Origin of the sequence: Cellvibrio chitinivorans, assembly GCF_035117775.1 — a bacterium.
GTDB classification, from domain to species: domain Bacteria; phylum Pseudomonadota; class Gammaproteobacteria; order Pseudomonadales; family Cellvibrionaceae; genus Cellvibrio; species Cellvibrio chitinivorans.
In genome coordinates, this window is the sequence record NZ_JAYKKN010000010.1 from 64,933 (window position 1) to 79,059 (window position 14,127).

At 43.5% G+C, this 14,127-nt stretch carries 5 protein-coding genes and 1 pseudogene; all 6 read left to right on the forward strand.

What is annotated here, in order from left to right:
- The first annotated feature begins 20 nt into the window (after positions 1 to 20).
- Entirely contained in the window at positions 21 to 833 is an 813-nt protein-coding gene (locus tag SPL68_RS17735) for a peptidylprolyl isomerase (RefSeq protein WP_323816510.1), read from the forward strand.
- A gap of 4 nt (positions 834 to 837) precedes the next feature.
- Positions 838 to 1,773, forward strand: coding sequence for a peptidylprolyl isomerase (locus SPL68_RS17740; protein ID WP_323816511.1), 936 nt, complete (start codon positions 838 to 840; stop codon positions 1,771 to 1,773).
- Between the two features lie 75 nt (positions 1,774 to 1,848).
- Entirely contained in the window at positions 1,849 to 6,924 is a 5,076-nt protein-coding gene (locus tag SPL68_RS17745; RefSeq protein ID WP_323816512.1) for a DUF7305 domain-containing protein, read from the forward strand.
- A gap of 148 nt (positions 6,925 to 7,072) precedes the next feature.
- The gene (locus tag SPL68_RS17750; protein ID WP_323816513.1) at positions 7,073 to 11,797 is read left to right on the forward strand and encodes a hypothetical protein; all 4,725 of its coding nucleotides are present in this window, start codon (positions 7,073 to 7,075) and stop codon (positions 11,795 to 11,797) included.
- A gap of 8 nt (positions 11,798 to 11,805) precedes the next feature.
- Entirely contained in the window at positions 11,806 to 12,879 is a 1,074-nt protein-coding gene (locus SPL68_RS17755; protein ID WP_323816514.1) for a hypothetical protein, read from the forward strand.
- Positions 12,880 to 13,183: 304 nt separating this feature from the next.
- A pseudogene (locus SPL68_RS17760) lies at positions 13,184 to 14,127 on the forward strand (hypothetical protein); the annotation flags it as partial.

The following is a 14,127-nucleotide window of genomic DNA, read 5'->3' on the forward strand; positions in this document are numbered from 1 at the left end:
ATTTTTGGAGTTGATAAATAATGAAAAAAAATGTAGTTGCAGTGGTGTGTCTCATAGGTGCGTTGGTTGTAGGTTGTTCAGATTCCAATGTGGTTGCCACTGTAAATGGAAAGGATATATCCAAAGAAGAATTTAACGCGTATTTAAAATTTAAGCGTATTCCCGAGCAGGATAAAGACCGTGTTGCACGTGCACTGGATGAATACATCGAGCGCACGGCATTGGTTTCAGCAATTGAAAAAACCAATGTTCTTGATGAACAACAGTTAAAAGTAGAAAGCGAAGAGTTTCATCGCCAAATGGTGATTGGTCGTTACTTCGAACAGCAATTGAAAAATACTGTGGATGAGGCAGCAATTCGTAACTTTTACACTGCTAATCAAGCGCAGTATGAATCGCAGCGAGTACATGCCGCGCATATCCTATTTCGCGTGAGTGAATCGATGGGAGAGCCGGAACGTCAGGAAAAGTTGAGCCGTGCACACGAAGCTTATAGTCGACTACAAAAGGGTGAAGACTTTGCTGAGGTGGCAAAAAGCTATTCTGAGGACACTGTCTCTGCTGAAAAAGGCGGTGACCTTGGTTGGCTGCAAGATGGCGCGGTAGATGCTGAATTTTCAAAAAAATTATTTGCATTAAAACCAGGCGAGATCACTGAGCCGATCCTTACTCCATTCGGCTTTCATATCGTAAAAATGGTTGAAGGCCCGCAGGTAATGAAGCGTCCTCTTGAGTCTGTAGAGGGTGAAATTCAGTACCAGCTGCGTAACGAGGCAAAGACCACAGAGATTGAGCGCTTAATGAAAACTGTCAATATCAAGCGTCAGGATTAATTCAATGTCATCTGTGGAATTATCTCAATTGATTTATGATTTTCCTGCTGGAAGATTTATATCTTTAAAGTTCAAGCCTACGTTGAAGTCCATTTTGATTGGTGCATTGTTATTAGGAGTTTCTGGTTGCGATTCAACAGTGCAACAGGATGATTCCATAAAACGCCCATCTTCGCCTGTAGTTGCTTATGTAAATGAGGAAGCAATCACGCAAGCAGATGTGGATTTTATGTTGCAGCGTATGCTGAAAGGCCAGGCATTTGCGCAGGTAGATGATGCTCTGCGTGAAAAGATTCTGGATAGTTTAATTTCTAGCCGAGCTATGAAAATTCAAATGGAATCTTTATTAACGCCAGAAGAAATGGAAGAGATTGATAGATCTGCTAATGCCTACAAAGAAGAACTCTATGTTAAAGAATATTTGGCAAAGCACGTAGTACCTGAGCCGGTGACTGTGGAAATGGTACAGGCTCATTACGATAAGCATCCAGAAGAGTTTGGTGGTGAGCTTGTGCGTGATTTTCAAATATTAGTATTGAGTAGTGCACAAAATCAGCAAGCGCGAGATAAATTTTTAGCCGCAATTCCGGAAATTAAAGCTACCAAAGATTGGAGCGCCGCAAAAGATCAATTAGCGCAAGCGTATATGATCAAATATCAAGAAGGGCGCGCCCGCCCCGGGTTGTTGGATCCTGTGTTGGAGCAGGCCATTAGCCGACTAAGCGAGACCGAGATCTCTGACTTAGTTTATGTGAATGATCAAATTTATCTAATCAAAATAGTCGGTGTGAAACAACTTGCACCGAAGCCTCTGGTCGAGGTGAGTGCAGAAATTCGTAAGAAATTAGCTGCGCAGCAACTTCGCGCGGCGGTGAAAAAGGCTTCGGAAGATGTATTAACAAAAGTTGAAGTCAAGTCGTCGAGTAGCGCAACGCGGTAACCTCCCTGATTTAATAAAAATTAATAACCGTAATTTGGTTCGAGTATGTCGAGCCAGCGATGAGATAATAACTGTATGGATTGCAAGTTCGCTTTTAATATATTGAAAGGGAAACGCCAGAAATTGCCATTCTTGGCAATGGGATTGGTTGTACTTCTTTTGGCTCCGGCGACTATTGCACAGCAGCAGGTATGCCAAGTGATTTTTCCTGAAGCGCTTCAGAGTAATAGTGTAAGCGGAGAAATTACTTTCGATTGGGCTGCGCAACTATTAGGCAATCAAGATGCAACACTATCCGCTGTTCGTATCAATAATAATCAGTGGTCGCCTTTTCCAAGTTGTGGTTCAGTTTTTTGTTCGGCTGCCGGAACCAATAGTGCTGCGGTAAATAATATTGAAATTGATTCGGGTAATAGCCAAATCGATTTTCAATTGCCTACTGGTAGTACGGCGATACTTGGCGGCTCGCAACAGAATAGCTTTCGTTCAATATTTGTTGGTCAGAATTCACAACTCACTTTTGCTGCTGTTCAAGAAGCCTATCGGATAAAAACGTTGCAGCTTGATTACACATCCACACTCAACCTAGCTCCCGGAGTTTATTGGATTGATAATCTGGTATTTGGCTCACAATCAAAAATTAATGTCGTAGGTAATGGTACTGCGCGTTTATTTGTAAAAAACGATGTGCAGTTACCATGGCGCGTTACAGTGAATATGCAATCAGCTGGCGTTCCGAGAGAGGCTTCGAATTTATTCATTTACAGCGCCGGTGATATTGACTTGCAATCCGAAGCTGAAATGTCAGCAATTCTCTATACCCCGCAGCGATTGTCGATGACTCAGGCAACCTTATACGGAGCCGCGAGTGTTGGTAATGCGTATATCGGCCCGTCAGCGAAAATTTTCCATCAGCAAGAAGAGGTTTCAACTGCTCAATTAGTTGAATTTTGTGGCGACGTGGAGGCAAATAACTCTTCGGCGTTTTCTAGTGCAAGTAGTTCAAGCGTTTCTTCAATCAACCAGTGTTCAGATGTGTTTTCAAATGGTTTGCAGAGCTATAGTGCTAACGGGAAAATTGAACTTAAGTACAATGCTGAGCTGATAAATCCATCCAGTAATTCATTGCATGCCAGTGAAGTAATAGTTAACACATACTCAACGCAACAATCTTGTGGTGCTCAACCATGTTCTGCATCAGGAGTTCCATCAAACGCATTTCAATATCTATCGTTCCAAACCACAGACTCAACGCTGAATGTAACTGTGCCTTGGACCATGAGTCTGGAAATCGGAAATGATGATAATGCCAATTTTGGGAGCATCAATGTAGCCTCAGGAGGGACTCTTGGAGTACAGGCCAAGTCAGAGCCATATAAAATTCGTCATTTATCTCTTGGGTATAATGCGGTTGTTAATTTACCCGCGGGTGATTACTGGATTGAAACTCTTACTATGGAAAGTGATAGTCATATACGTGTAATTGGCTCGGGTACTGTACGCCTCTATGTAAAAAATGCTTTTTCATTACCTTGGTTGGCTAGCATAAACAACAACACTGGAGATGCTAGTAAAGTCATTCTGTATAACTACAATAATGCGAGTTTTTTATCTGGTAGTAGCCTATATGGTTTGGTTTATTCATTAGCTCAAACAACCTTGGAATACAATGCGCAGGTGACGGGGGCGATTGCTTCCAGCGCTATAAATATGGAGAGTGAAAGCAGGGTATTTTTCACCGCTGATGCACCCAAATTAGCTAGATACGGTCTGCTATGCAGTGATGACAATCAGGTGCCTGATGTTACACCTCCAGTACTAACCTTGGATGCTCTGCCAACTGAAACCACTCTAAACGAAATAAGTATCAGCGGGATCGTCACTGATTTTGCACAGCAGGGTAGTGGCGTAGCCAGTGTAGAAATAAAACGCAACACTGGTGTAAGTATTATTGCTTCTCGCAACGGAGATCGTTTTTCCGCCAATATACCTTTAGTTTTAGGTAGTAATATCTTGCTAGTGGAGGCAAAGGATTTTTCTGGTAACGTAACGAGCCATACGCTGACTGTCGTTCGAAAATCACTACCTGAGATCGAATTATTATCGCCTGTAAATAACAGCGAGACTCGTGAAACGAGCATAAAAATAAAAGCAAAAATTACCACCGCTTGGCCGCGAGAGAGTGTGCAGGTCAATATCAACGGTATAGCTCAAACATTCACATCATCAATTGGCAATTATTTAGTTGAATCGACAGAGCTACCTTTAATTATTGGTTTGAATGAATTTGTAATTGAAGTAATAACTCCTGATGGCAGCAGTACCCAAACTCTAAAAATTACCTATCTCAATCCAGATCGTGATGGCGATGGGATTAACGATGACCTTGATTTATTTCCGGATAATCCCACCGAGTGGGCGGACATGGATGGTGATGGTGTTGGGGACAATAGCGATCCTGATCGAGATGGTGACGGTTTTGATAATGTAGTTGAAGAGCAGAAAGGTACCAATCCGAATGACCCGAACGATTATCCGGATACGGTTGCGCCTACTTTGGAAATTACAACGCCAGCAGGTGCTCGTGTTGAATCTACCATCTTTGAATTGCGCGGTAATGCAATTGATCCGATCCAGCCTCGCAGTGGTATAGCCAATATTTCGGTAACTAATGACCGGTTTCCTGGCGCTCCTTCTATGGGGGTTTTAAGCGGCAATTCATTTGTGTCCAGCGTTCCTATAGCACTGGGTAAAAATGTGCTTACTGTTCTCGCGCGAGATCATTCTGGAAATAGTTCTGAATCCCTTCATTACGAGGTAGTGCTGCTTGAACAATTGCAATTTGGCGATATCTTGCCTGCAAATGGCGCTGCGATAGTTAGTGAATCCACCACGATTTCTGGAGCAGTTCATGCTTCGTCCGCTATTGATGACGTGAATGTCTATATCAATGAATACTCAGTGCCCCTATCTGTTACCAACCAACCTGGAGTCTATGCTTTTAGTAAGCCGGACGTTAGTTTAATTTTGGGCGAAAACAGTTTTGTTATCCGTGCTGAAACTGTGTTTGGTAGTAAAGAGCAAATCGTTACATTAATTCGTACTCCGGATCCTGAAAAAATCAATGATCCTGTCATCACTCTGATTTCTCCACTAAATAATACGTATCTACCGGACGCTAATTTCACATTGGCTGGACGCGTCAGCAGTGAGGGGGGGGCGGTGTCTGTGATGGTTGGAGGCGAGCCAGCGATAGTAAAAGCGTTGTCTTCAGGTGATTATTATTTTGAAAAGCAGCTTTCCTTCCCAGACAACCAGCAACAGTGGAACTTGTTAATTCGAGCTAGCGATCAACTCAATAAAGCATCTGAAGTGTCGGTAACTTTTTATCTAGATTCAGAAGCTCCGCAATTAGAGTTGATTGGAATGGCTCCTTTGCCTGCAATCAATACACTTAACCAATTCCCTCTGAGTATTCGTGGGCGTGTGGTGGATGGGAACCTCTCAAGTGTGACCCTCAATGACCGGCCCATAGGTCTTTTGCCTGCGGGATTGGGCGTTTACGAATTTGAGGTGCCTTTGAACCTGACTCCTGGCGCTGAGTCGATCTGGACATTGGCTGCTTATGATCAAAGCGGACATAAAACTCAACGTGAATATCAGTTCCAGTCGTCAGCAGAGGTCTATATCGATACCTTATTACCTGTGCGTGCAGCTGAATTTGTCGGAGCGGATGAGGATCTATCTATTCAGGTTGCTGCTCGTACATCGGGAATGATAGAGACGGATAAAGTAATTGCAGTATTAGGATCAACTCAAGTTGAACTTGTTGTTGCTGGAACATTAGCGAGCGGGAATATTAGCGTTGCTCCAACAGCTGCGAGCCATACGCTAGAGTTTCGTGTCGTCGCAGAAGATGGAAGTGTACGTGCTACCACATCTATTCCTTTTAGTGTCCGTAATGAAGTAGCTACTGCACTTCAATTGATAAGCAATCAGCCATTAAACAACGCTGAAAATATTGAACCTAACCAGCCGATAGAGTTGAACTTTAATAAAGCCATTGATCCTGCGAAATTACAGGTACGCGTTTACGAAACACTTCATGGTAAAACCTATCTTAATCGTGATCCTTCAGGTAGTGACTTTATTGATGCCGCAGGTTATCAACTCGAGGAAGTCAATCGTGACCGCGAATTGATTAGTGGAAATATTTCGTTGTTACCCGATGGCAAACTTGCCGCATTTTATCCGGTTCGCCAATTTGGTTACCACGCGGAACTCTATGTGGATGTGCTCTACGATGGGGAAGAGCTAGGCCATTTCAACTTCCGTGTGAGAAAACTTCCTACGTTAGTATTAGGTGGAATTGCAGACCAATTTGGTCAGCCTTTGGCTGGGGTCACCGTAAGCTTACCTGAGCTGGATCGCACTACCACAACCAATAATGACGGTGGCTTCGCATTTGGCTTTCAGGAGGCCGCGGGTAATGAAATTCCGAGTGGTCGATACCAGCTACAAATCAATCCAGGTCTGACTACGCCCGGTTATGGCAATTTGATACGTAACATCAATTTGCAAGCGGAAAATAAAAATGAGCTGACATTGATGCGTCTTGCAGAATTGCATCCAAGCGTGGCTTTCCAATCTATCAGTGGTGGTCAAGCCGATACGAGTTTTGCTGGTGATGGTCTAAAGATGGACTTGAGCGATGCAAAATTAATTTTCAATCGTGGCCGTAGCTCAGGTGAAATTCAATATCAATTTATGCCATACGATCAATTGGGCAGCCAAGTATTACCCGGTGTAGCACCACAGTGGATGTTTGTCTCACAGCCAAGGGGTGTCCTTGTGGAGGGCAAGGTAGGAATACGCATGACAGTTCCTACACTGGATGGCGATTACACATATATTCCCGAGAGCATTCGTTATGTTTTCTTAATGGGCTACAACCCCGAGCGCGAATTAATTGAGCCAGTGGGTATCGGTGAAATAATAAATAATCAGGTTATCAGTGTGGGTAAAGTCGAATTAAAAAGTCTGGACTTCATCGGATATGCATGGGTACATCCAGATTCGCAAGCACGTATGAAAGCCGTGGCAGATGGCCAGCTTTCTATGCAACAACTCTTGGGTGAACTGCAAAAGTGATATTTGAAAAAATGGAAGTAAGTAGAAATATAAAATGAAGAAAACAATACGCACACTCTGGCTGCATTGTTTGTCACTGATGCTCATGCTGATATACACATGCGATGTTCACGCACAACGGACGTTTGCAATTAAGCAGGGCGCTGTCATGGCGCGCTCATTGGCTCTCGATGAAAACAATCAGCCGATCCTGGTTGAGTACAATGAACAAGGCGAAGAGGTTTCTGTTGTCTCTATTCCTGATGAATACAAAACGGAGGTGGCAAAACTCAAAGTCATAACCGCCTTTGAATATCATCAAGAAAAAGCGCGTCTCGATAAATTCGAAGAGCTCCACAAAGAAGATTTATGGAAAGATGCGGAAGTTATGGCATTGGACCAATTTAAGGAGACCGAATTCACTTCGGCAGATGGTAGAACGATAATCAAGCAAGCCAATCAAAATGCTCCATCGTTGGAGTTGCGTAGTTATGTTAAAAGTGTATTGGTGCGTGGTCGTAGTGCGCGTATAAATCAAGACCCTGATGAATTAATTCTATTGTCATTCAGCGTTGATTTGTCTGAAGAAGAAACCGTGCCTGAAACGGGTAGTCTCGTGATCAATGACAAAGGGCAAGTAATACACAGCAGTACTAACAATATTGCACCCCGTGTTGGATTTTTTGGTGACCCAAACGAAACTCAGGATTTTTATCAGGGTTTGCGTAAACCCGAGGACCAAATTTTTGGGCCTGTGAAATACGTTAAGGTCTATATCAGCCCAGAGGTATTCCCCGGTAGTTTGACTGCATCAGATTTCCGAGGGAAGTACAGCATGAGTTTCATGTTGCCTTACTGCCCAGGTGGTTTTGAATACACTACGGATATATGGGCAGAGTTGCGTTACGCCAATTTCAGCCCCTATGGCTCACCCACTATTCCCTACTATCTACGCCGTCAGGATTGGACCTACTGCTACGATTTACCGCCGTTTTCAGGCGGGACTCTAGGTGCTGCCATGGCTTACACGAATGCAATGGCAATTAACGCTACTACATCGATACCTGTTTACAACATAGATTTCAAAGTAGATGTGATGTTTTTATCCGGGCGCATTTTGTTGAAAAACCCAGATGGCTCAGAAATTACCATCGGCAACGACACTCAGTACCATGTCACTGCTGCGGGTAATGAGAGCCTTGCGCAAGCTTTTTATGATTTTGATGGTGACGGTCAGTCGGATCGCTCTGTAGTCGGGGACATAAGGGATGAAGTTGCAGATGACGGCTCAATAAAAAAAATATTTGTTCAACAGCAAAATGGCCCTTATCAGGGTGTTTTTTTTAGTTCGCAGAGCAATCAGGATGGTACCCCCAATGTTATTCGTTTGGCGGATAAAGGTGATCGAAATAAGCCAAATGGTCTGCTCAAAAGCATCAGTAAAGATGACTTAAAAAATACAGATATCTATGTGTTCCGCGAGTCCACTGGGCAACTTGTTTTGGAGCGAAATGGATTAAAAGATGAAGAGATTGCCGGCCGTGTCGATATCGGTCTAGGTAAGGATGATCAGTATTATTACTACCGCTTAATGCTGCGTGGACCAATGGATAACCAACTGAATGTCGGTGCCATCAATCGCAGTAAAAATTGGGAGGAGTGGGCGGAAGAGTATCGCTTGGCAGAACCTTTTCGTGAGCGTGAATCGGATTATTTAAAATCCGGTGAGTGGGTGCGTTTAGTTGTCATCAACCGAGCAACGGGTTACATGGGCACGCAACGTATCCAATTAGGCGATGCGAGTAAAAATGCGGGCAGCATGCTTAGCGTTAAAATGGATGATACCTACCTACAGCCGCCAAATCTAAAAATTTGGGCGGAGCGTGACTACACCCAAACCAGTGGTTTGAATCAAGGCGACCAATTAAAAAACAACATCATCGGGATGGAAGGTGCATCACTGGATACGGATGACATCATCCGCGTATATACCGAATGGTTGGACGAAGAAGGGCGTCCGTTGCCTGAAGGTTTAGGTGCTGATAATGGAGAGCAATACGGGCTGACTGGCCGTCTTGCGAAAGTCGGTGCGCCGAATCAATTGGTTGGTGTTGCAGCGGGTTCACTCGCTAACTTTCCTATTGCACCAGGTATGAATACGCAGGTGTTACGCTTAAGAGATAATCTCACTGCACCAGAACACTTTTATGTTCATGTCGTTGGTATGCAAAAAGATGAAAACCCAGACTTTGGAACAGATCCAACAGAAGCCCCTCCATTAGATACTCGCCCCAAAAATGCTACGCCTTTTCTTGTCCCCATTTACGATGAAAACAAACATTGGAAAACCTGGAGCGCTTGGAACCAGCTTAAACGTGCCTATGACGCAGAAGAATTGGATGAAGAGCCGCTAAAACCCAAAGGTAGTTATGTATGGCATGCTCGCCCTGAATATCAATTCAGCCAGCTTGCGTTAGAAATACAAAAAATCGAACGCGAATACACTACTGAATCCGGTGAAATAAAAACGCAAGAGTTATTGGTAGAGCAAGAAGACGAAGGAAAAATTCCAACAATCCGTGCGAACGATGATTTGGTGCGTGTTTTCTATTCACTGATTGGCAACAGCAATAATCCGTTATTACCAATTGATGGTGAGCAAGAATTGGTATTTGGTTTCGGTGCGAGCGAGGTACGTGCAACGATAGGTGCAAATGGCGAAATTGTTTTTGACGATCTCTCGCATATCGACAGACTTGACCCAACTGATTTACTCACCCTGCGTTTGTACGTGAATCACGATGCGGGCAATACCCTATGGGAGTGGGCGTTTACACGTAATGGTTTGCATGTGTATTACCAAGTGCCGGGAAATACTCAATTAGAGAAAGACAGGTCACTGGCTAATATTGGTGATAACAAATGCAGCAATAATGTTTGCGAAGATATCGAAATACTTTCTCTCTTGGCACCTCAAGAACAACCCAGCGTTGCGACGCCATTAGAGCCTGTTGCCCAACCTAATCCAATAGTTCGTACCCTTGGGGGTATACGTTTACGCTACCGTTATATTGCGCCTAGTTTAAATGGAATAGTTTTGAAAAAAGTGACTTGGACAATTGGGCATGCAGGGCGTTATTGCACTGAATACGGAATTGATTCAGCTGCATGTGAAAAGCGTGAAACTGGCATAGCCTATGAGCAAGAGGGTGGTTTCAGAATCCCGGGTATTACGCCTACGCTTGAAACCTATTGGGAGCCATTAAATGGTGACAATCCCGATTGGAGCAATTGGGCGGGCACAGAAACCGATAGTGCTGGTGTGAAGGGGCTACTTGAAGCGGAATATACTGTGCCCGTAAATTCGGTAGATTCCTCCGGTAATACCGTATCTATTCCAGCTACTCGCTACTTTAAAAAAGAGTTCACGATTAAGACTCGTGAGTTAAAACCTGCAACCGGTACTGAAAGCCCAATGCAAGGAAGTGATGTAGCGATGCTCGAAGCGATGTTATGGAATCTAGGGATGTCACCTGACGATAAGAAGGGTATTTATGGCCGACGAATCGCTAGTGTTCAACAAAGGTCAGTGTTTAACGTTAATACGCCATCAGTTGGGCGCATGCTAGGTCGATTCAATTACATCAGTTTTTTGCCCATTGCGAATAATCGCTCTCATATGACGATGACTGATGTAACTCACCAAGATGGTAATAGAGAGTCGGTATTGCCAGAGTTAGGGAGACATTGGCAGCACTACTATAAGTCGTATAAATTTTGGAGGTTCGATGACGTAAATTTTGCTGATTTGTCAGAAACACAATTGAGTGCTGCAACAGATGTATGGAATGGCTCGGTTGTTTATTCTGAAGGTAGTAGTTTCACACTCAGCCCTACTTATACTTCGGCGCGTCACGCAAATGTAGTTGCTTTAGCTGGGAAAAACTTTAAGGAAAGCGATATTCTCAGAGCAATGGCGCAACGAGAGGCTAGCGGCATTCATCAATCAGATTATCGAATAACGGTTGGTGGAGCAGATGAAGCAGGAAGTAAAGGGCTTAATCAAATACTTAATAAGTATGTATACGGCAGTTCAGCACAAGATGCAGTGGGTGCAAATGCTAGAAAAGCCGATAAAGAGGTATCTGGTTATAGCGAATCAGGTAGCAGTCAAGTCAACCATTACGACGCAAGAGATAATCTTATTGCAAAGGCCGTATGGCTAGCAGTTCCGGCCGGCGGGTTCAATAAAGCCTTTGTAAATAGAGGCACTGGAGTTACATCTTTCACTGGGATATATACATGGGCGGTAACTAATCCATTGCGAAAAATATTACCCGGTGGAGCGCCGATCATCATTGCATCTAATGCCACACAACACATTGATGATGATTACGAGCTACTTGCGAAAGGTTTGGGTGCTTATAATCAAGGGGCGGCGCGGTTCAGTGGTGGAATAGGGAGTTCATGGATTAATGTATTAGTTAATCGTCCCACTCCCACTTCTGAGGCGTTTAGAATGGTAGCAGCTAAAGATTATGGAAATAGATCTGAGTCAGAAAAGGTATTGTTTTCATTAACAGAAGCGGTGCGTTATGCGATGTGGATTATGCATGACAGTGATAAGTTAGCATTGCCTATGAGAACCTATGTATGGAAGGGTGGTGAGGGGGTTGATGTTAATGGCGATGGTGAAATAAAAAATGTGCCTGCAAATCCAGCAGCGAATCCAGTGCAAGCAGAAATAATCGAGGAAACAGTGGAGTGGTGCTTTGCATATGGTGAGAGCGATTGGGTCGGGGGAGTAAGCTGGGAAGATAAGTTAAATAACGCTAAAGCAATTGATGAATTTGGTGGCTATAAGCTGCCAGTTGGCAGAGCCAGTTGTAATTAGAGGCAAAAATGAAAAATCATATTATTAAATTGATCGCTATTTTGATTGTATATTCGAACACTGTTTACTCTGATGTCCCGCTAGAAAAAGGAATAAATTGTGGGATCGATTTCCACAAAAGAACTACTCCGGAACAAAATATATTGCGGTCTATAGGGGCTTCTTATAAGGCAAATTCAATTGCACCACCATCATCATGCATTGGATGGGCTGGATCAGGTGAATATGAATGGTATGGGGTATCGAAAACAAATGAAGTCTACGGCTTTAATTTGTCAAACAAGCAGTATTTGGGAAGTTGGAAATTAAATGAATATCCAGAACATCTATTTCTTTCTGGGGAATATTTGGCTGCCGCCGCTGTCATCGCGGCCGATCACGGCGATGAATTCGATAAACCGAGTGACCCTCTTGTACCGGTAACTGCATTAACTCCATTTTATTTTCGCTCACTTGATGAGTCGAAACGCGATGCTGCCGGCTGTTTAGAAAACCATCCTATCCGGTATGGCGATCTGGAAGGTGATGGAAAGAATGAACTTGTATTGATGCTAGGGAAAAATATTGTTGTTTTTTCGACAGAGCTTAAAAAAGTTAGTTTTGGTATGCATTACTTTATGACGGATGAGATGGCTCCAAGTATGTCCAGTGAGCCTGAGTACAAGCACGATCAACCTGACGATCCTATTTATCTCTCCTCAAGCACAGAAGATGCAGTTCGTATTGGTAAAGGTGGATTGTTCCCTGCTTGGAGATCCTTCAGCAAGATTTATGTGGATCATTTAGCTTCTGAAAATTCAAATGATATTGTGTTATGGAGAAAACTCTATCAATCCAGATATCACAAAGATCCAATTAAAGGATTTGAAAAATTAGGTGATGTGCTTGTTCACTACAAAATGGTTGACGGAGAATACAAAAAACAAGAAACCGAACAGGGTGTTATCAAAGGTTGGCTAGAGGCTAAAAATCTCACTTGGCAAAAAGGTTATCCCTCCAAAAGCGAATGTCCCGGCCATGAAGGTCAGCTGATTCCAGAGATGCATGATCCATTGTTGAATGATCCAGATGTATTGAAGTAGTTTCAATGTTCTATCGACTCTAAAAACGGAAGCTCGCTTCCGTTTTTTGTTTCGCTTTCGGTAGGGCAGATACATCCAGATTCGCAAGCGCGTATGAAAGCCGTGGCAGATGGCCAGCTTTCTATGCAACAACTCTTGGGTGAACTGCAAAAGTGATATTTGAAAAAATGGAAGTAAGTAGAAATATAAAATGAAGAAAACAATACGCACACTCTGGCTGCATTGTTTGTCACTGATGCTCATGCTGATATACACATGCGATGTTCACGCACAACGGACGTTTGCAATTAAGCAGGGCGCTGTCATGGCGCGCTCATTGGCTCTCGATGAAAACAATCAGCCGATCCTGGTTGAGTACAATGAACAAGGCGAAGAGGTTTCTGTTGTCTCTATTCCTGATGAATACAAAACGGAGGTGGCAAAACTCAAAGTCATAACCGCCTTTGAATATCATCAAGAAAAAGCGCGTCTCGATAAATTCGAAGAGCTCCACAAAGAAGATTTATGGAAAGATGCGGAAGTTATGGCATTGGACCAATTTAAGGAGACCGAATTCACTTCGGCAGATGGTAGAACGATAATCAAGCAAGCCAATCAAAATGCTCCATCGTTGGAGTTGCGTAGTTATGTTAAAAGTGTATTGGTGCGTGGTCGTAGTGCGCGTATAAATCAAGACCCTGATGAATTAATTCTATTGTCATTCAGCGTTGATTTGTCTGAAGAAGAAACCGTGCCTGAAACGGGTAGTCTCGTGATCAATGACAAAGGGCAAGTAATACACAGCAGTACTAACAATATTGCACCCCGTGTTGGATTTTTTGGTGACCCAAACGAAACTCAGGATTTTTATCAGGGTTTGCGTAAACCCGAGGACCAAATTTTTGGGCCTGTGAAATACGTTAAGGTCTATATCAGCCCAGAGGTATTCCCCGGTAGTTTGACTGCATCAGATTTCCGAGGGAAGTACAGCATGAGTTTCATGTTGCCTTACTGCCCAGGTGGTTTTGAATACACTACGGATATATGGGCAGAGTTGCGTTACGCCAATTTCAGCCCCTATGGCTCACCCACTATTCCCTACTATCTACGCCGTCAGGATTGGACCTACTGCTACGATTTACCGCCGTTTTCAGGCGGGACTCTAGGTGCTGCCATGGCTTACACGAATGCAATGGCAATTAACGCTACTACATCGATACCTGTTTACAACATAGATTTCAAAGTAGATGTGATGTTTTTATCCGGGCG